Annotated in this window: 18 protein-coding genes; 15 read left to right on the forward strand and 3 right to left on the reverse strand. The window is 55.5% G+C overall.

Annotated features, from left to right (window positions below; translation table 11 throughout):
- Positions 1–65 precede the first annotated feature (65 nt).
- Genes BLM14_RS24490 through BLM14_RS24510 form a run of 5 tightly spaced genes read left to right on the forward strand, consistent with a single transcriptional unit; the run spans position 66 to position 4,522 of the window.
- Positions 66–881, forward strand: coding sequence for a cytochrome c oxidase subunit II (locus tag BLM14_RS24490; protein ID WP_100002537.1), 816 nt, complete (start codon positions 66–68; stop codon positions 879–881).
- 54 nt (positions 882–935) lie between these two features.
- A complete protein-coding gene (gene ctaD, locus BLM14_RS24495; RefSeq protein ID WP_100002539.1) occupies positions 936–2,714 on the forward strand; it encodes a cytochrome c oxidase subunit I in 1,779 nt (592 codons plus the stop codon).
- Entirely contained in the window at positions 2,711–3,415 is a 705-nt protein-coding gene (locus BLM14_RS24500; RefSeq protein WP_100002540.1) for a cytochrome c oxidase subunit 3, read from the forward strand. The genes ctaD and BLM14_RS24500 overlap by 4 nt, the downstream gene beginning before the upstream one ends.
- A 10-nt stretch (positions 3,416–3,425) precedes the next feature.
- Positions 3,426–4,154, forward strand: coding sequence for a heme-copper oxidase subunit III family protein (locus BLM14_RS24505; protein WP_100002542.1), 729 nt, complete (start codon positions 3,426–3,428; stop codon positions 4,152–4,154).
- Between the two features lie 8 nt (positions 4,155–4,162).
- Positions 4,163–4,522: a cytochrome C oxidase subunit IV family protein gene (locus BLM14_RS24510; RefSeq protein ID WP_100002544.1), complete on the forward strand. Its 360-nt coding sequence runs from the start codon at positions 4,163–4,165 to the stop codon at positions 4,520–4,522.
- A gap of 67 nt (positions 4,523–4,589) precedes the next feature.
- Here BLM14_RS24510 and BLM14_RS24515 read toward each other — a convergent pair whose 3' ends face one another.
- Entirely contained in the window at positions 4,590–5,414 is an 825-nt protein-coding gene (locus tag BLM14_RS24515) for a DUF2189 domain-containing protein (protein ID WP_100002546.1), read from the reverse strand.
- Positions 5,415–5,744: 330 nt separating this feature from the next.
- Positions 5,745–6,458 (reverse strand): GntR family transcriptional regulator, encoded by a 714-nt coding sequence (locus BLM14_RS24520; RefSeq protein WP_100002548.1) that lies wholly within the window; start codon positions 6,456–6,458, stop codon positions 5,745–5,747.
- A 263-nt stretch (positions 6,459–6,721) separates the two neighbouring features.
- On the opposite strand from BLM14_RS24520, the gene BLM14_RS24525 reads away from it, so the two are divergent.
- From BLM14_RS24525 to BLM14_RS24570, 10 genes are all read left to right on the forward strand, one after another.
- A complete protein-coding gene (locus tag BLM14_RS24525) occupies positions 6,722–7,807 on the forward strand; it encodes an ABC transporter ATP-binding protein (RefSeq protein WP_100002550.1) in 1,086 nt (361 codons plus the stop codon).
- 31 nt (positions 7,808–7,838) lie between these two features.
- A complete protein-coding gene (locus tag BLM14_RS24530) occupies positions 7,839–9,134 on the forward strand; it encodes an ABC transporter substrate-binding protein (protein WP_100002552.1) in 1,296 nt (431 codons plus the stop codon).
- A 58-nt stretch (positions 9,135–9,192) separates the two neighbouring features.
- Positions 9,193–10,128, forward strand: a complete 936-nt coding sequence (locus BLM14_RS24535) for an ABC transporter permease (protein WP_100002554.1) — start codon at positions 9,193–9,195, stop codon at positions 10,126–10,128.
- A 1-nt stretch (position 10,129) separates the two neighbouring features.
- Positions 10,130–10,951, forward strand: a complete 822-nt coding sequence (locus tag BLM14_RS24540; RefSeq protein ID WP_100002556.1) for an ABC transporter permease — start codon at positions 10,130–10,132, stop codon at positions 10,949–10,951.
- A 9-nt stretch (positions 10,952–10,960) separates the two neighbouring features.
- Entirely contained in the window at positions 10,961–11,701 is a 741-nt protein-coding gene (locus BLM14_RS24545) for an aspartate/glutamate racemase family protein (protein ID WP_100002558.1), read from the forward strand.
- A 309-nt stretch (positions 11,702–12,010) separates the two neighbouring features.
- A complete protein-coding gene (locus tag BLM14_RS24550; protein WP_100002920.1) occupies positions 12,011–13,960 on the forward strand; it encodes a PrkA family serine protein kinase in 1,950 nt (649 codons plus the stop codon).
- A gap of 21 nt (positions 13,961–13,981) precedes the next feature.
- A complete protein-coding gene (locus BLM14_RS24555) occupies positions 13,982–15,307 on the forward strand; it encodes a YeaH/YhbH family protein (protein ID WP_100002560.1) in 1,326 nt (441 codons plus the stop codon).
- Between the two features lie 12 nt (positions 15,308–15,319).
- Positions 15,320–16,870, forward strand: a complete 1,551-nt coding sequence (locus tag BLM14_RS24560) for a SpoVR family protein (RefSeq protein WP_100002562.1) — start codon at positions 15,320–15,322, stop codon at positions 16,868–16,870.
- 81 nt (positions 16,871–16,951) lie between these two features.
- Entirely contained in the window at positions 16,952–17,215 is a 264-nt protein-coding gene (locus tag BLM14_RS24565; protein ID WP_100002921.1) for an acylphosphatase, read from the forward strand.
- A gap of 54 nt (positions 17,216–17,269) precedes the next feature.
- Positions 17,270–17,788 carry a SixA phosphatase family protein gene (locus BLM14_RS24570; protein ID WP_100002563.1) on the forward strand — a complete coding sequence of 173 codons (519 nt, stop codon included), beginning with the start codon at positions 17,270–17,272 and terminating at the stop codon, positions 17,786–17,788.
- 77 nt (positions 17,789–17,865) lie between these two features.
- Here the strand turns inward: BLM14_RS24570 and BLM14_RS24575 are convergent, their stop codons facing one another.
- The gene (locus BLM14_RS24575; protein ID WP_418314271.1) at positions 17,866–18,765 is read right to left on the reverse strand and encodes a proline iminopeptidase-family hydrolase; all 900 of its coding nucleotides are present in this window, start codon (positions 18,763–18,765) and stop codon (positions 17,866–17,868) included.
- Between the last annotated feature and the right edge of the window lie 14 nt (positions 18,766–18,779).

Raw genomic sequence — 18,779 nt, forward strand, 5'->3', positions numbered from 1 at the left:
ACGCTGAAATTTCTACGTATTGCGAGTTCATGTCCACAGCCAATTAGGCAGGGAGGGGACAAGAAATGGCTGTCGTACTTATTCTGGTTCTAGTAGCGGTTGCGTCAGTTCTGTTTCATCTTTTGAGTCCGTGGTGGTGGACGCCAATCGCGTCAAACTGGCACTACATCGATAATACAATCATCATTACATTCTGGATCACAGGCTTCGTATTCGTCGCGGTTGTACTATTCGTTGCCTATTGCGTGTTCCGTTTCCGGCACAAGCCGGGAAACCGCGCACACTACGAGCCTGAGAACAGGAAGCTTGAATTCTGGCTTGCCACAGTGACCACCATTGGGGTCGTCGCCATGCTGGCGCCTGGCTTGTTCGTCTGGAATCAATTTGTGACCGTTCCAAGCGATGCCACCGAAGTTGAGGTTGTGGGCCAGCAATGGTTATGGAGCTATCGCTTACCCGGAGCCAATGGACAGCTCGGGACGTCAGAGACTCGCGACGTCAGCAGCGACAACCCTTTAGGCTTGAACAAGAACGATGCGTCTGGCCTCGATGACATCATCATCGAAGGCGGCGAATTGCATGTACCCGTCGGGAAACCGGTGAAGATGCTGCTTCGCTCCATCGACGTCCTGCACGATTTCTACGTGCCTGAGTTCAGGGCTAAGATGGATATGGTCCCCGGTATGGTCACCTATTTCTGGTTTACGCCCACACGGACCGGAACATTTGAAGTTCTGTGCGCCGAACTCTGCGGGGTCGGGCATCCGCAAATGCGCGGGACCGTCGTCGTCGACACGGAAGCCGACTATCAGACATGGCTGCAGCAGCAGCAGACATTTACGCAAATGATGGCGTCGGGAGAAGTACAGCCGGCGAATTGAGTGACATCGCACTTCGGGAGGAAGAGCGAGCCAGAAACACAGGGAGGGCTATTGATGGTCAACATTCCATCCAGCATTGATGACACCGTCCCCGCAGCGGAAGTCGAAGATGTCGAGCTTTACCATCCGCACAGCTGGTGGACCACGTATGTCTTCAGCCAGGATGCCAAGGTCATAGCCGTTCAGTATTCGGTCACCGCTCTGTCGATCGGCTTGGTTGCTCTCGTTCTTTCGTGGCTCATGCGACTACAGCTGGGTTTCCCCGGTTATTTTACCTTCATCGATGCTGACCGTTATTACCAGTTCATCACCATGCATGGGATGATCATGGTGATTTACCTCCTGACTGCACTGTTTCTGGGTGGTTTCGGCAATTACCTGATCCCGTTGATGCTGGGCGCGCGGGATATGGTGTTCCCTTATGCAAACATGCTGAGTTACTGGCTTTATCTCCTTGCAGTGCTCGTTCTCGCTGCGGGCTTTTTTGTGCCAGGGGGCCCGACGGGCGCCGGCTGGACGCTCTATCCGCCTCAAGCGATACTTTCCGGCACGCCGGGCGGTCAGAGTGGGGGCATCATCCTGATGCTGACCTCGCTCATCCTGTTCATTATCGGCTTTACCATGGGCGGTTTGAACTACGTGGTCACCGTCCTGCAGGGCCGTGCGCGCGGCATGACCCTGATGCGCATGCCTTTAACGATTTGGGGCATCTTTACCGCAACGGTCATGGCGCTACTGGCCTTCCCTGCCCTGTTCGTTGCCTCGGTCATGATGCTCTTCGACCTGGTTCTTGGCACCAGCTTTTTCATGCCGGCGATTGTCGAAATGGGCACACAACTACAGCATGGCGGCGGCAGCCCAATCCTTTTCCAGCACCTGTTCTGGTTCTTCGGCCACCCCGAAGTGTACATTGTCGCCTTGCCAGCTTTTGGCATCGTCTCCGATCTGATCAGTACTCACGCGAGAAAGAATATCTTTGGCTACCGCATGATGGTCTGGGCAATCGTGGTCATTGGCGCGCTGAGCTTCGTCGTCTGGGCACATCATATGTATGTCAGCGGCATGAACCCGAATTTCGGCTTCTTCTTTGCCACGACGACGTTGATCATCGCGGTTCCCACCGCCATCAAGGTCTACAATTGGGTGCTTACGCTGTGGCGGGGAGACATTCACCTTAATGTGCCGATGCTCTTCGCCCTTGGTTTCATCGTCACCTTTGTGAATGGTGGACTGACGGGCTTGTTTCTTGGGAATGTGGTCGTCGACGTTCCCCTTTCCGATACCATGTTTGTCGTCGCTCATTTCCACATGGTGATGGGCGTAGCGCCGATTATGGTCATATTCGGCGCCATCTATCATTGGTATCCCAAGATCACGGGACGCATGCTGGACGAGACTATGGGACGGATCCATTTCTGGGTGACGTTCCTTGGCGCTTATCTGATCTTCTTCCCCATGCATTATCTTGGCCTATTGGGAGCGCCTCGCCGCTATTACGAACTGGGCGAGTCCGCGGTCAATCCGCCATCAGCCCATTCGTTGAACGAATTCATTACCGTGATGGCGTTGACAGTGGGCGCTGCCCAGATGCTGTTCCTGTTCAATTTGATCTGGAGCCTGCGGAGAGGCAAGGAAGCCGGAGGGAATCCGTGGCGAGCGACCACTCTCGAATGGCAGACACCGACAACCCCGCCCCCGCATGGCAATTGGGGCAAGGACTTGCCGGTTGTGTATCGTTGGGCCTATGACTACAGCGTTCCGGGTGCACCACAGGATTTCATCCCGCAGAACCAGCCGAACACCGACCGGCTGTCCATGGAAAATGCGTCATGAGCGTCATCCTGATTTTTTTGGCCGGGCTTGCTGTCGTTATATCCTGGTGGATGGCGCAGCAACGCCTTACTTCGAAACCCTGGCTTGAGGTCGGGAACGCTGGTGACGTTCCCCGCTATGACGGATCCTCCATTGCAACAGCCAAGATCGGACTTGGTGTCTTTCTGGCTGTCGTCGGCGCTTTGTTCACGCTCTTCATCAGCGCTTATTTCATGCGTATGGGCGTTGAAGATTGGTGGGCAATTCCCATTCCTGGACTGCTTTGGGTTAATACGGCCGTGTTGATGTTGAGTAGTATCGCCTTGCAATGGGCGAAAACCGAAGCGCAGAACAATCGGAATGAGGCCATGAAGGCCGGCCTGCTGGCGGGTCTTGTGACAGCCATCGGGTTTCTCGTCGGGCAGGTCTTTGCGTGGCGCGAATTGGTCTCGGCCGGTTATGTGCTTGCCGACAATCCGGCGAACAGTTTCTTCTATCTCATCACCGGTATGCATGGTCTGCATATAGTGGGCGGTCTCGTTGCGCTCAGCAGGACAACACTTAAGGCATGGGAAGGCGTCCCGCCGAACAAGGTACGCCTAAGCGTCGAGCTTTGTGCCATGTACTGGCATTTCATGCTGGTGGTCTGGCTAGTGCTTTTTGCCCTGTTCGCGGGGTGGGCGAATGACTTTGTCGATATCTGCCGGCAATTGCTAACTTAGGGGTGTAACGATGCATGAATCCGCTAAAGTAAAGCCAAGCGCTACCCCTGCCCTTTCTCGGCCCTCAGGATTAAGTGGCTTTGCATCAGATTGGGCTTCGGACCAGAGAACGTTCAAGAACGTTTCCTGGGGCAAGGCGATGATGTGGATATTCCTCCTCAGCGACACCTTCATCTTCGGCTGTTTCCTTCTTGCCTATATGACCGCCCGGATGTCCACCACGGTGCCCTGGCCCAATCCCAGCGAAGTTTTCGCCCTGCATATCGGGGGCCAGAACGTCCCATTGATCCTCATTGCCATCATGACCTTCGTGCTCATCAGCAGCAGCGGGACGATGGCGATGGCCGTCAATTTTGGCTACCGGCGAGATCGCCGCAAAACGGCTGCGCTGATGCTGTTGACGGCGCTGTTTGGCGCGACATTTGTCGGAATGCAGGCATTCGAATGGACCAAGCTGATTTCAGAGGGTGTCCGGCCTTGGGAAAACCCATGGGGAGCACCACAGTTCGGTTCGACCTTTTTCATGATCACGGGTTTTCACGGAACCCACGTCACGATCGGGGTCATCTTCCTGATCATTATTGCGCGCAAGGTCTGGCGCGGAGATTTCGACACGGAGAAACGCGGCTTTTTCACGTCGAGGAAAGGTAACTACGAGATCGTCGAAATCACGGGGCTCTATTGGCATTTCGTTGATCTGGTCTGGGTATTCATCTTTGCCTTCTTCTATCTGTGGTGAGGTAAGTCATGGCACAGCCCGCAACACATAGCGCACAACCTGCGGTCCACGCGGAGGACCATCAGCAACACCCCATCAAGCTATACCTGGCCGTGTGGGGCCTGCTATTCGTTCTCAGCTTCTTTTCATACCTCGTGGACTACCTTCACGTGCAGGGTTACCTCAGATGGACGCTGATCCTGATCTTCATGGTCTTGAAGGCGGGGTTGATCGTGGCGATTTTCATGCATATGGCATGGGAGCGCCTGGCTTTGATCTATGCCATCCTACTTCCACCGGTATTGGTGCTCGTCTTCGTGGCGTTGATGGTTTCGGAAGCGAATTACACGCTACTCACGCGGCTGGTATTTTTTGGCGCAGCGCCTTAAGCCTCACGGCTTCGGCGCGGCATTTTTCAACGCCGCGCCGTTTCAATCTTCCAAAGCGAAATGAAGTTTACCTTGCCTGGCTCAAAACATCACGCGGCAGAGGTACTATGAGCTTGCGATACAGGTGCCACGTCGCATGTCCGAGCACTGGTATGAAGATGGCTAGGCCGACGAACAACGTCAGGAAGCCAACCAGGAGAAGGGCTGCAACAATCAATCCCCAGAGCGCTATCGGGACGGGGTTGATCCACGCTGCCTTTACCGATGTGACCACTGCCGCCAACGCACCGACATCACGATCGAGCAGGAGCGGAAAGGCGATTACGGTTGTGCAAAGTGCGACGACTGCAAAGACGAAGCCGATCCCGTTGCCGAGCAGGATCATCCTCTGGCCTTCCGAGGTGTTGAAAACCTGATTCACGAAGGCGCTGATGGATTCCGGTGCTTGCGGACCAAAGAGGTTCGTATAGAGGGCCTGTGCTACCAATATCCAGGCAACGAAGAGCACGAGGAGCATGACACCCACAGCCACAATCGAAGGTATCGCCGGAGACTGCCGAACTTCGAGCGCATGTTTCCAGGACGTGTCGAGATTGAGTTCCCTGCGCCTGCTGATCTCATAAAGGCCGAGCGCTGCAAACGGTCCGATCAATGCAAAACCGGACATCAAAGGAAAAAGCAGCGGCAAAAGATTGGCGCCCGATGTCCAGCGCACGAGAACCAATCCGGCAATCGGGTAAATCAGGCAGAGAAAAACATAATGTGAGGGCTTGTCCCAGAAGTCATCGAGCCCCTCGCGAAGCGCAGCAAAAACATCTGCCACACTAATTCTACGGACGTCAGGATAGACGTTCGTTTCATTCGCACCAGCTATCACATGAAATTGTGCCATGAACAATTCTCCCAATCTCGTTCGGAGCGGGAAAGGCACCAGTGGCACCGTGCAAAGGGCGGGGCCAAGGGACCTAAACCTGCACAATTCAAAACATACGCTGATTGTCGGTACTTTGCCAGAGAGCAGCTTTCACGATTGTCGGTCTGGGCGTGGTTTCCTTTCCGCTTAATCATCTGTTTACCGACGATAGCCTTAGATTAATGAAGCCAACTACCATCGCGAGGTTGTTTTCAGCGGTTATTCCGGAGGCGCCACAATCGCGATCAGCCACTTCACGCCTGATTGGTATTTACGGGAGTAAGCCGCGGCGCCGTCGACATAATACTGCTAGAGACGCAGGGCCTGCCGCAATGGCGCGTTACTCGTGACTTTGTAATCGAGGTCTTCCTCAATGTGGTCGATGTGATGCCGGATCGCCTCGGCTGCCTTTTTGCCATCCCTCGCAACAAGTGCATCGAGGATATCAGCGTGTTCGGATCTCGCACAGCTTGAGGCACCGGATTGCCCATAAAGCGCGATGACGAGAGACGAGCGGGCGATCAGTTCTCGCATGAAGCGTTCAAGGATCTGGTTCGCGGCGACCGACGCCAGCATGAGGTGGTATTCGCCGGACGCCTTGATTGCTGCGCGGCGCGCATTTGGACCACGCTCGACGAGCAAACGTTGCTCTTCCTTCAAATGCGCCTGGAACATCCTGATATCGGCTTCAGTCATCCGTTCTGCGGCCCGCTCAGCAATATCCGGTTCGATCACGCGGCGGGACTCAAAGATCTGGCGCGCTTCATCCGGCGAAGGATGGGCGACGAAGGCACCACGGTTGCGCTCTATCTTCACCAGCCCTTCGAAAGCCAGCATCTGCAGCGAAGCCCGCACGACCGTCCGGCTGACGTCGAACAACTCACCGACTTCCGTCTCGACAAGCTTCGCGCCGGGCGAAAGCCGCCGTTCGACAATGGCATCGTGCAGGGCGTCGCGAATAACCTGCGCCCGATCATCTTGCACGTCTTCCTGCACCGGCAATGCGCCATCCGCTGAATTCATTGTCACATCCTGTCTGCTCGATTCCTTTTAGCGCGATTTGAGCGCGAGGCCAGCCCCAATATTGCACACGGTACATATTAAGATTGCATACAATTTCATCGATGATTGAAAACGTGAACATATTTTGTGCGTCGCAGCATCGTGACGAAACAGCCAATCCTGCTTCCGTAAATATTGAGGCAAAGATTTCAGGGAGTTAGCCCGCAACGCAAGAATTGGCACGATACATGCAATGTCTCTTTCAGTCAGAAAGGGAATGCTTCATGGGCAAAGCCGCTGAAATCGATATTGTTTCTGTTTCCAAAATTTACGGCGCCACCACGGCCGTCGACACGATCAGCTTGAAAATACCGGCCGGCACCTATTGCTGCCTTCTCGGCCCGTCCGGATGCGGCAAGACCTCGACGCTGCGCATGATTGCCGGACACGAAACAATCTCAAGCGGCGATATCCGCCTCGGAAACAAGGTCGTAACGGATTCTCCGCCGGCAAAGCGCGGAACTGCGATGATGTTCCAGTCCTATGCGCTGTTCCCGCACCTTGACCTCGTGGACAATGTGGGTTTCAGCCTGAAGATGAAGGGCGTCGATAGAGAGCAGCGCCGCGCCAGGGCGCTGACAATGCTCAAGCTTATGCAGATGGACGATTACGCAACGCGCCGCCCGGCCCAACTTTCTGGCGGGCAGCAACAGCGCGTCGCGCTCGCCCGCGCGCTGATCACCGACCCGGAAGCGCTTCTACTGGACGAGCCGCTATCGGCCCTCGACCCATTCCTCAAGATCCGCATGCGTGCGGAATTGAAGAAGCTCCAGACTGATCTGGGCATAACTTTTGTGCATGTAACCCATAGCCAGGAGGAGGCCATGGCCCTCGCCGATCTGATCGTGGTCATGAACGACGGCAAGATCGAACAGGCAGCACACCCGCGCACCGTATTCGAACGACCGGCCACCGCTTTCGTGGCCCGTTTCATGGGTGACCACAATGTCATATCCGGATACGTGACGACGAGTGTGAACGATTTGGTCACGTTCGAGATCCCAGGCGGCATTTTCCTCAGCGCTTCGGGCGAGGCAGAACCCGGCGCGCCCATCGACATCGGCGTCCGTACGGATCGCGTTCGCATCAGCGATGCAGCAGCCCCTGGTTTCGGCTTCACCGGCATTGTCGCCAATATCGAATATCGCGGCTCGTCCGTAAAACTCTCGGTCACCGGTGCTGGCATCGATGACTTCACGGTCATCGTCAGTGATCAAGCCTTCTTTGAAAGGCCTGTTTCGGTGGGCGATGCCATCCCGCTCGCCTGGGACATCAACGACGCCATCATCCTTGGCCGTCTCGACTCTTGAAGAAACCAATCAACAAAAAGGGGAATTGACAATGACAGACACAACCAACAGCAAATCAGGGTTGAGCCGCCGCACATTTCTCAAGACCGGCGCTGCAGCAGCCGGCCTCGCTGCCGGCTCGGGTGCAATCACCGGGTTTCCGACCATCTGGGCGCAGAACATCAAAAACGTAACGCTGCGCCAGTTCGGCACCGGTGTTTCCAATCTCAATGACGTCGCCAATAAGGTGAAGGAAGATCTGGGCTTCACCTTGCAGATGACGGCGCTCGATTCCGATGCGGTAACCCAGCGCGCCGTTACCCAGCCGGACAGCTATGACATCGCCGATATCGAATATTGGATCGCCAAGAAGGTCTTTCCGGCCGGCGTGATGCAGCCGATGGACGTGTCGAAGATGAAATATTTCGACAAGATCGCCCCGCTCTTCATCACCGGCAAGCTGACCCCCGAAAGCAAGATCGCACAGGGCACCGCCCCCCATACCGTCGGCTTCGTTGAGAGTGCGGATTCGGTCAAGTTCGCTTCCGCCCCCACCAACTGGATGACGCTGATTCCAACCATCTATAATGCGGACACACTGGGCATCCGGCCTGATCTGGTTGGCCGGGACATTAGCAGTTGGGCCGACATCATGGACCCGGCCTATAAGGGCAAGGCGTCGATCATCAATATTCCGTCGATCGGCATCATGGATGCAGCGATGATCTGCGAGTCCATGGGCGTCGTCAAATATGGCGACAAGGGTAACATGACCAAGGAGGAGATCGATAAGACGGTCGCATTCCTCATCAAGGCGAAGGGCGACGGCCAGTTCCGCTCATTCTGGAAGACCTTCGACGAGAGCGTCAATCTGATGGCATCCGGGGAAGTCGTAATCCAGTCCATGTGGTCACCAGCCGTTGCTGCCGTGCGTTCCAAGGGCATCGCCTGCAAATACCAGCCGCTGAAGGAAGGTTACCGTGCTTGGGGCGGCGGTCTCGGCCTTGCCAAGCATCTGAGCGGTATCGAACTTGATGCGGCCTACGAATATATCAACTGGTATCTCTCGGGCTGGGTCGGCGCCTATCTTAATCGCCAGGGCTATTATTCCGCCGCACCCGAAACCGCCAAGAAATTCATGACCGCCGATGAATGGGGTTACTGGATGGAAGGCAAGGCTGCGGCGGGCGACATCGTCGCGCCCGACGGCAAGGTCATGGAAAAGGCCGGTGCGGTACGCGATGGCGGTGCCTTCGAAGCTCGCATGGGTGCGGTTGCCTGCTGGAATTCGGTCATGGACGAGGACCGCTACATGGTCCGCAAATGGAACGAGTTCATCGCCGCTTGATGTACGCGACTGGCCGTCTCTCGCAAGGGGCGGCCACAGTTCCCAAGGGAAACAGGCCATGGCAGCAATAGTGGTAGACGATACATCCATAAGTTCGGAGAGCGAACGGGCGAACCCCAAAACAGCCGGCAAGATCCGGCGCGATGGAGGTTCATCCTTCTCCTCCTATCTTCAGGCTACGCCGCTGGCGGTAATCCTCGGCCTCTTCCTGCTCCTGCCGATCCTGACCATCGGCATGGTCAGCTTCTGGGACTATGATTCCGTGCGGATCTATCCCGATTTTGTCACCTTCAACTATACGGAGACCCTCGGTTCGTGGGTGACATGGAAGACCTATCTGAACACATTGAAATTCACGGTGATCGTCTGGGCGCTTACCATGGTCATCGGCTTCTGGGTCGCCCATTTTCTTGCCTTTCATATCCGCTCGGCAACCATGCAGATGATATTGTTCCTGGTCTGCACCGTGCCGTTCCTGACCTCCAACATCATCCGCATGATCTCCTGGGTGCCGTTTCTCGGCCGCAATGGACTGATCAATTCATCGTTGATCCAGCTTGGCATTGTCCCGAAGCCGCTGGAATTCCTGTTGTTTTCCGAGTTCGCCGTCGTCCTTGCCATGGTGCACCTCTACACGCTGTTCATGGTGACACCCATATTCAACACGCTGATGCGCATTGATCGTTCGCTGATTGAGGCGGCGCGCGACGCTGGTGCCTCCGGCTTTCAGGTGCTCACCAACGTCATCATTCCGCTGGCCAAGCCGGGCATCGCTATCGGCTCGATTTTTGTCGTCACGCTTGTGATGGGTGATTTCATCACTGTCCGCTTCATGTCGGGCGGGCAGAGCGCCTCGGTTGGCTTGATGATGTCAAACCAAATTTCATTGCTGCAATATCCGGCTGCTGCCGCCAACGCCGTGATTCTGCTGATCGTCGTCCTGTTAATTGTCGCCGCCATCCTTCGCGTCGTCGACATTCGCAAGGAGCTCTGACGTGCAATCGGAAAAGCGATCCCGCGAATTCTACATTCTCGCATTCTTCTTCACGCTGTTCGTGCTGTTCCTCTACGGCCCCCTATCGACGATTTTCATCTTGTCGTTCCAGGGGCCGTCCGGAGGACTGACATTCCCGATGAACGGTACCTCCATCCATTGGTTCAGCAATCTTTTCGAACAGCAGGCCGTCGGTGATTTTGGCGGCTCGTTCCGCCGCTCGATGGTCCTCGGTCTGATGACGACCACCATCACCGTTGTGGTTTCGCTGCTGGCGGGTCTCGCTTTTCGTCGCAAATTCAGGGGCTCGACCTTCCTGTTTTATCTGGCGATCTCCAGCCTCGTCGTGCCTTCGATCCTGATCAGCCTCGGCATCGGTCTGTTCTTTCAGGTGCTGGGCATCAGGCCTGCGTGGTGGTCGTCCGGCCTTGGCGCACACCTGACATGGACCCTACCATTTGGCGTTCTCATCATGTTCGCGGTCTTCAACCGCTTCTCACCTGCCTATGAGGAGGCCGCACGCGACCTCGGGGCCACCTCATGGCAAACCTTCCGCCACGTCGTGCTGCCGATGATCGCCCCAAGTCTGATAGGCGTCGGCCTGTTCGGCTTCACTCTCTCCTATGACGAATTTGCGCGCACCCTCATGACGGCTGGCACCTTCAATACCTTACCGCTGGAAATCTACGGCATGACGACGAATGTCACTACACCGGTCCTCTACGCGCTCGGCACCGTCACAACAGTCTTTTCGTTCCTGATCATCTTCATCGCCCTAACAGCGATTATTGTCGTCGGCCGCCGCCGCGCTCGCATCGGATAAACCACAAAAATGCGCATTCTCGTCGTCAATCCCAATACGACTGCCAGCATGACGACCCTGATCGAGGGAGCGGCGCAATCCGTGGCAAATCCGGCGACCGCGATCCTTGCCAGAACGTCGCGCATGGGACCGGTGTCGATCGAAGGCTATTATGATGAAGCCTTTGCCGTTCCGGGCCTTCTCAAGGAAATTGCCGAAGGTGAGGCAGCAGGCGCCGATGCGGCGATCATTGCCTGTTTCGATGATACGGGTCTCGATGCGGCGCGGGCCATGGCATCAATTCCCGTTCTCGGTATCTGCGAAGCCGCTGTGGCGACGGCTGCGCTGGTTGCCCAGCGCTTTAGCATCGTCACCACGCTGGAACGGTCGATCATGCCGGTGAAGGGTCTGGTGCACCGTTATGGCATGGCGGAACGCGCCACCGTGCGTGCAGCGGACATACCCGTGCTGTCCCTCGACGATCCCTCGTCTGGATCATTGAAGAAGCTTCGTGCGGAAATCGAGAAGGCGCTTGAGATTGATGCAGCGGAAGCCATCGTCCTCGGCTGCGCCGGGATGGCTGATCTCGCCCGACATTTGCAGGAAGAATACGGCGTGCCGGTCATCGATGGTGTCAGTGCGGCCGTCAAGCTTGCCGAAAACCTAGTCACTCTTGGCCTCAAGACAAGCAAGCGCGGCGCCTATGCCGCGCCGCTAGCCAAGCCCTATCTCGGAATTCTGTCGCCGTTTGCGCCCAGACCGCTTGAATAGTGTATGGGCCGTCAGGACGTAGGTGCCGTCCAACACTTTTGTGCAAATTTTTTTTCGCAACCCATACCCTTTAGTAATTGCACTTCCTACATAACCTTAAGAGGGACATGGCGGCGAAGGGTGATCGTCATCTAATAAAGGACACATCTGCGTGTCTTGATTGCAACTACACAATAATACTGCAATCAGTGTCTTGCGCAGTGCAGCGACTCATCCGACACTGTAAGCGTTCGGCATGCAATCCTCGGAGCGGAGGGGCGGCCCCTTCAGCTCAAATTCCTTTGAATTTGCATGCGGCTGGAGGTTGACATGACTACGCAAGCGTCTGACGTATTTAGTCTCTTCTCTGAAATCTACAGCAGCGAGAAGCAGGAAGAGATGAGCCTGCAGGAATATCTCCTCGCTTGCCGCAATGATCCGCGCATGTTTGCCACTGCGTCCGAACGAATGGTGGATGCAATTGGTGAGCCGAAACTCATCGATACCAGCACTGATGAACGTCTCGGTCGCATATTCTTAAATCGCACAATCAAGATCTATCCGGCTTTCGCCGATTTTTACGGTATGGAAGATACGATCGAGCGCATCGTGGGCTATTTCCGTTATGCGGCCCAGGGCCTTGAGGAGCGCAAACAGATCCTCTATCTGCTCGGCCCCGTCGGCGGCGGCAAGTCATCGCTGGCCGAGAGACTGAAGCAGCTCATGGAACACCGGCCGATTTACACACTGAAGGCCGGTAGTCAGATCAGCCCGATTTTCGAATCGCCGCTTGGTCTTTTTCATCCCAACAAAATGTCCGGTCTTCTGGAAGACAAGTACGGGATCGCCCGGCGCCGCCTCAACGGCCTGATCTCGCCATGGGCCTCGAAACGGCTCGACGAATTCGCAGGTGACATTTCGAAATTCAGTGTGGTGAAGCTTACACCGTCCCGGCTGCGCCAGATCGGCATCGCCAAGACAGAACCCGGTGATGAAAACAACCAGGACGTCTCCTCCCTCGTCGGCAAAGTCGACATTCGCCAGCTTGAAAACTTTAGTCAGGCTGATCCTGACGCTTATTCATTCAGCGGCGGATTGAACCGAACGACACAGGGCATGCTCGAGTTCGTCGAGATGTTCAAGGCACCCATCAAGGTGCTGCATCCTCTTCTGACGGCGACCCAGGAGGGCAACTACAACGGAACCGAGAACTTCGGCGCATTTCCATTCCAGGGCATCATCCTGGCTCACTCCAACGAATCCGAGTGGCTGCAGTTCAAGAACAACAAGAACAACGAGGCGTTTCTCGATCGCATGTCGGTCGTCAAGGTTCCGTATTGCCTACGGGTCACGGAAGAAAAGCAAATCTATGAGAAACTGCTGCGTGAAAGCGAATTGCTCAACAATCCTTGCGCACCAGAGGTGCTCGAAATTCTGAGCCGCTTCACCGTGTCGACACGCTTGGCAGAGCATGAGAACTCACCGCTCTACACCAAGATGCGCGTCTACGACGGCGAGAATCTGCGGGAGTCCGATCCGAAAGCGAAATCGGTGCAGGAATATCGCGATGCAGCCGGTGTTGACGAGGGCATGAACGGCATCAGCACCCGTTTTGCCTTCAAGGTACTTTCGGAAACGTTCAACTACGACACCAAGCAAGTGGCTGCCGATCCCGTTCATCTCATGTATGTGCTGGAGCAATCCGTCAAACGCGAGCAGTTCCCTCAGGAAATCGAAGCGAACTATCTCGATTTCATCAAATCGGAGCTTGCAGCGCGCTACGCCGAATTCATCGGTCATGAAATCCAGAAGGCCTACCTGGAGTCCTACAGCGAATACGGTCAAAACCTGTTCGACCGCTACATCGCCTATGCCGATGCATGGATCGAGGATCAGGACTACAAGGATCCCGATACTGGTCAAATACTCAACCGCGGCATTCTCGACAGTGAATTGTCGCAGATTGAAAAGCCGGCTGGCATCGCCAATCCAAAAGATTTTCGCAACGAGGTGGTGAAGTTCACCTTGCGTGCCAAAGCCAAGAACAATGGCCGCAACCCATCGTGGACGAGCTACGAAAAGCTGCGCGAGGTCATTGAGAAACGCATGTTCGGCCAGGTCGAAGACTTGTTGCCGGTCATCAGCTTTGGCTCGAAAAAAGACGGCGCTAGCGAGAAACAGCATACGGAATTTGTTCAGCGCATGGTAGAACGCGGTTATACGGAGAGGCAGGTTCGCCGATTGGTCGACTGGTATATGCGGGTTAATAAGGCCGGCTGATCGCCGAGGAGAGGTGTTTGCATGCCGAGCTTCATCGATCGCCGCCTGAATCCCAAGGACAAAAGCCTCAGCAACCGCCAACGCTTTCTGCGACGCGCGCGCGTAGAGTTGAAGCGTGCCGTCCATGAGCAGATAAAGGCAGGCAAGATCGTCGACGTCGACGCCGGCCACACCGTGCCCTTCCCCATAGACGGCACTAGCGAGCCGACTTTTCAGCAGGATCGCAGCAGCGGCCGGCGGGAACATGTCTTGCCGGGCAACCGGGAATTCATTTCCGGTGACCGGCTCCCCAAGCCAGGTCAAGGCGGCGGGACAGGCGCGGGCAAGGGAGCTGCGTCCGAAGGCGAGATGGAGGACGATTTTCGTTTCGTGCTGTCGCGCGAGGAGGTCCTCGATCTCTTTTTCGAAGATCTGGAACTTCCGGACATGATCAAGTCGAGTTTGAAGGAAGCAGTCACCTTCAAGCCGCGCCGCGCCGGCTTTACAATCGCCGGAGCACCAACCAACATCAATGTCGGACGGACGATGCGCAACAGCTTCGGACGCCGCATCGCTTTGCGGCGCCCCAAGCTGGCCGAGGTTGATGCCCTCGCCGATGAAATTGCAAAGCTCGAGGCGAAGCATGCAAAACCCGGCACTGCAACATTCAATCGCCTGGTGGAATTGCGCCTGGAGCTGGAAATCCTGCAGCGCAGGCGCAAGGTGGTTGCCTATATCGACCCGGTTGATATCCGGTTCAATCGTTTTGAGCCGATGCCACTGCCAAACGCAAATGCGGTCATGTTCTGTCTGATGGACGTTTCAGGGTCGATGGGGGAGCGTGAGAAAGACCTCGCCAAGCGGTTTTTCGTCTTGCTGCATCTTTTTCTCAAGCGACGGTACGATCGCATCGACATCGTCTTCATCCGTCACACGCATCAGGCTCACGAAGTCGACGAGGAAACATTCTTTCGCAGTACACAAAGTGGCGGAACCGTCGTGTCGACAGCCCTGGAGGAGATGCAGCGTATCATTCTTGACCGCTATCCCAGCCGGGACTGGAACATCTATGCAGCCCAGGCGTCCGACGGCGACAACCTTGCGGGCGATTCAGAACACTGTGTCAACCTTTTGAATAGCCAGCTGATGAAACAGTGCCAGTACTATGCTTATGTCGAGATCCTTGATGAACGCGAGAGTGCTATCTTCCGGTCAACCGATAATGGTACTTCGCTATGGCGCTCTTATCGCCTGGTCGGGGAAAACTGGCGGAATTTTCAGATGACGCGAATAGCGAAACCTGGCGATATCTATCCGGTCTTCCGTCAGCTTTTCGCCAAGCAATCAGCTTCCGCGAAGAACGGCTGAGGGCGATAACAGATGAGCAAGAGTGCGGGTACGTCTGACCTTCTGTTTCACGGCTCCGACTGGAGCTTTGATACCTTGTCCCGCACCTACGACGCGATCAAGGAGGTCGCTCTCGGAGACCTCGGTCTTGATGTCTATCCGAACCAGCTCGAAATCATTTCATCCGAGCAAATGCTCGACGCCTATTCTTCCAACGGCATGCCTCTGATCTACCAGCACTGGTCATTCGGCAAGCATTTCGTCTACGAAGACTATCTTTACCGCAAGGGGCGGCGGGGGTTGGCATATGAAATCGTCATCAACTCCAATCCTTGCATCACCTATCTGATGGAAGAAAATACGATGGCGCTTCAAGCGCTGGTGACGGCCCACGCATCATTCGGCCACAACCACTTCTTCAAGAACAATTACCTGTTCAAACAATGGACGGACGCCAGCGCGATTCTGAACTATATGGAATTCGCCAAGGGTTATGTCTCGCGATGCGAGGAGAGATACGGTTTCGCCGAAGTGGAATCCATTCTAGATGCGGCCCATACGCTGATGGATCAGGCCGTATTCCGTTACCGGAGACCACCACGCATTTCGTCCGCAAGGGAACAGGAACGCGTCCGCGAACGGCTGGAATATGAGGACCGTGTTTTCAGCGATCTGTGGCGAACGCTACCGCAATCCAAACACAGTGAGAATTCGACGGAGGCGGAGCTGGATGCGTTGGAGCGCAAGAAATCACTCAATCTTCCGGAAGAAAACCTGCTTTATTTTCTTGAGAAGACCAGCCTGATCCTTGAGCCCTGGCAACGTGAAATCCTGCGTATTGTCCGTATCGTCGCACAATATTTCTATCCGCAGCGGCAAACCAAGGTGATGAACGAAGGTTGCGCCACTTTCGTCCACTACACCATCATGAATATGCTCTTCGATAAGGGCCGGATCAGCGAAGGCCATTTGCTGGAGATGCTGCACAGCCATTCCAACGTCGTCTTTCAACCAGGGTTCGACGATCCGCGCTATTCTGGTCTTAATCCCTACGCACTCGGTTTTGCCATGATGCAGGATATCGAACGCATCTGCTTGCAGCCGACTTCCGAGGATCGCGACTGGTTTCCCGAATTTGCCGGCAATGGCGATTGGCGGGCGACTTTGCTCGATGCGTGGGCCAATCACCGCGACGAGTCTTTCCTGCTTCAATATCTGAGCCCGGCTCTGATCCGCAAAATGCGTCTATTTTCCCTGGATGACGAGGCAAAAGAAAATCACTATCGGGTTGCATCGATCCACAATGAGCGTGGCTATGAAAAGGTCCGCAGCACGCTTGCCCGGAGCTACGATCTCGGCATGAACCAGCCAAACATTCAGGTCGTCGATGTTGATCTCCTGGGTAATCGGCAGTTGCGCCTACAACACACGGTTCGGGAAGGCATTATTCTCGGCGAAACCACGCGCGACGCCACTTTGCGGCATGTCCGCCGTCTGTGGGGCTATGATGTAAGCCTTATCGGAGTCGACGCAAGTTCGGGCAAAGTCCTCTACGAAACCTCGACTGACAAGCTTGCGGAGTAAAATGACGTTCGCAGCATTAAGTAGCTTCCACACACCGCAAACGACCGTAAGGAGATTCCGGTGGAAGACAAACGCAAGGCAATGCTGGTACGGATACAAGGAAGGGTGCAAGGCGTTAGCTTTCGCGTTTGGACACGGATGGAGGCCACGCGGCTTGGGCTCACGGGTTGGGTACGCAACGAAGATGATGGAACGGTAACCGCCCTCATGGCCGGGCCCGACGCGGCAGTCTCGATGATGTTGACACAATTCTGGCAAGGGCCGCCTGGGGCGTCGGTTTCCAGCGTCACATTCGAGACCGTCGATGTTGGTGAACTACCTGACGGCTTCAACATCGCCATATAAAAATTTTACTGGATATCGATTGGCAGCCCGACAGGTACATTAAGGAGCATTCTGATGCGCCGACTCATGCTTCTGCGTCACGCCAAATCGGATTGGCCCGAAGGGGTCGATGACCATGAGCGGCCGCTAGCAAAACGCGGAAAGCAGGCGAGCCCGCTGATGGGCATATACATGGCGGAGGAAGGACTCTTGCCAGATCTCGTCATCACATCGACGGCGCGCCGTGCCAGGGAAACATGGGAGCTAGTGCGTGCTGCCTTTGCCCGGGATATCGCCCAAAACCGCGAACCGCGCATTTACGATGCCCCTGCGCTCAACATCATGGATATTATCAAGAAAACGCGGCCCGATGTTCACGTGCTTCTGCTCGTCGGGCACAATCCTGGTTTCCACGAACTTGCACTCAGGTTTATTGGAGAGGCGCGCCAGTCCGATCTGTTACGGCTTCAGCAAAAATACCCGACCGCAGGGCTTGTTGTGATCGATTTCGATGTCGAAAGCTGGACAGACATAGGCGAAAACCTCGGCCAACTTCAACGGTTCGTGACACCCAAATCCCTTCAAGACGGGTAGGACGGAGACGCTCAATTGGATCAGTTCGAGCGCCACTCACGCAGGATAACTGTCGAACCGCCCTACGGCCGTGACTTTCACTTTTCTCTGGAGTCCAGAAAATCTGCGACCGTAGCGAGGCATAGTTCTTTTTCTTCGACATGCGGCATGTGACTGGACTGCTCGAAGACTACCCAGCGAGCTCCCGGGACATTGTCGACATAGGGGCGAACCACTTCCGGGGTTGCTTCGTCATAGCGTCCAGATATCACAAGCGTCGGTGCCTTGATCCGGTCCAAGCGGTCGACAATTTTCCAGTCCTTCATCGTACCAATGACATGGAATTCCGTCGGACCGTTCATATTGCGATAGACGGTGGAGTCCTCGTCCATGATCGCAAATGTCCGGGCGACCTCTGGCGGCCATGGCACAACCCGGCAAACATGCCTGTCATAGAAGACACGAGACGCCGCAAGATATTCAGGGTCCATCAGCGTCCCTGCTTGCTCGTGTTTCAGAAGTGTGGCTTGAACCGTTTCGGGCAGTTCGCGCCGCAGGCGGTTGGCCTCCGCGACCCAAGTGTGCATCGAGGCCGGGGAATTGGCAATAACAAGCGCCTTCAGCCCTTCCGGCTGAAGCACGGCGTGTTCCGCACTGAGCATACCGCCCCATGACTGGCCGAGGAGCGCATAACGGTCCTGAATACCAAGATGTTTCAGCAATGCATCGAGCTCTTCGAGGAACAATGAGACCGTCCAGAAATCCGCGCCCTTTTCAGGCAAACGGGTCGAGTTGCCATTACCGAGTTGATCGTAATGGATAACGGCTCGTCCATCGGCGGCCGCGATATGTTTGAAGGAATCGACATAGTCATGCGTGCAGCCCGGTCCACCGTGAATGACCACGAGTGGCAGTCTGGAAGAGTCAAGTGACCCGGTTATGCGGTACCAGGTGCGGTAATCGCGAAAGGGCAGATAACCTTCCTTCGAGCTGACCATTTGCACGTTTCTCC

The organism is Phyllobacterium zundukense, assembly GCF_002764115.1.
Classification (GTDB): domain Bacteria; phylum Pseudomonadota; class Alphaproteobacteria; order Rhizobiales; family Rhizobiaceae; genus Phyllobacterium; species Phyllobacterium zundukense.

Excerpts from the sequence above, each read along its gene's own strand:
- BLM14_RS24490 (WP_100002537.1), top strand. The coding sequence starts at position 66 with ATGGCTGTCGTACTTATTCTGGTTCTAGTAGCGGTTGCGTCAGTTCTG.
- ctaD (WP_100002539.1), top strand. The coding sequence starts at position 936 with ATGGTCAACATTCCATCCAGCATTGATGACACCGTCCCCGCAGCGGAA.
- BLM14_RS24500 (WP_100002540.1), top strand. The coding sequence starts at position 2,711 with ATGAGCGTCATCCTGATTTTTTTGGCCGGGCTTGCTGTCGTTATATCC.
- BLM14_RS24505 (WP_100002542.1), top strand. The coding sequence starts at position 3,426 with ATGCATGAATCCGCTAAAGTAAAGCCAAGCGCTACCCCTGCCCTTTCT.
- BLM14_RS24510 (WP_100002544.1), top strand. The coding sequence starts at position 4,163 with ATGGCACAGCCCGCAACACATAGCGCACAACCTGCGGTCCACGCGGAG.
- BLM14_RS24515 (WP_100002546.1), bottom strand. The coding sequence starts at position 5,414 with ATGGCACAATTTCATGTGATAGCTGGTGCGAATGAAACGAACGTCTAT.
- BLM14_RS24520 (WP_100002548.1), bottom strand. The coding sequence starts at position 6,458 with ATGAATTCAGCGGATGGCGCATTGCCGGTGCAGGAAGACGTGCAAGAT.
- BLM14_RS24525 (WP_100002550.1), top strand. The coding sequence starts at position 6,722 with ATGGGCAAAGCCGCTGAAATCGATATTGTTTCTGTTTCCAAAATTTAC.
- BLM14_RS24530 (WP_100002552.1), top strand. The coding sequence starts at position 7,839 with ATGACAGACACAACCAACAGCAAATCAGGGTTGAGCCGCCGCACATTT.
- BLM14_RS24535 (WP_100002554.1), top strand. The coding sequence starts at position 9,193 with ATGGCAGCAATAGTGGTAGACGATACATCCATAAGTTCGGAGAGCGAA.
- BLM14_RS24545 (WP_100002558.1), top strand. The coding sequence starts at position 10,961 with ATGCGCATTCTCGTCGTCAATCCCAATACGACTGCCAGCATGACGACC.
- BLM14_RS24550 (WP_100002920.1), top strand. The coding sequence starts at position 12,011 with ATGACTACGCAAGCGTCTGACGTATTTAGTCTCTTCTCTGAAATCTAC.
- BLM14_RS24555 (WP_100002560.1), top strand. The coding sequence starts at position 13,982 with ATGCCGAGCTTCATCGATCGCCGCCTGAATCCCAAGGACAAAAGCCTC.
- BLM14_RS24560 (WP_100002562.1), top strand. The coding sequence starts at position 15,320 with ATGAGCAAGAGTGCGGGTACGTCTGACCTTCTGTTTCACGGCTCCGAC.
- BLM14_RS24565 (WP_100002921.1), top strand. The coding sequence starts at position 16,952 with ATGCTGGTACGGATACAAGGAAGGGTGCAAGGCGTTAGCTTTCGCGTT.
- BLM14_RS24570 (WP_100002563.1), top strand. The coding sequence starts at position 17,270 with ATGCGCCGACTCATGCTTCTGCGTCACGCCAAATCGGATTGGCCCGAA.
- BLM14_RS24575 (WP_418314271.1), bottom strand. The coding sequence starts at position 18,765 with ATGGTCAGCTCGAAGGAAGGTTATCTGCCCTTTCGCGATTACCGCACC.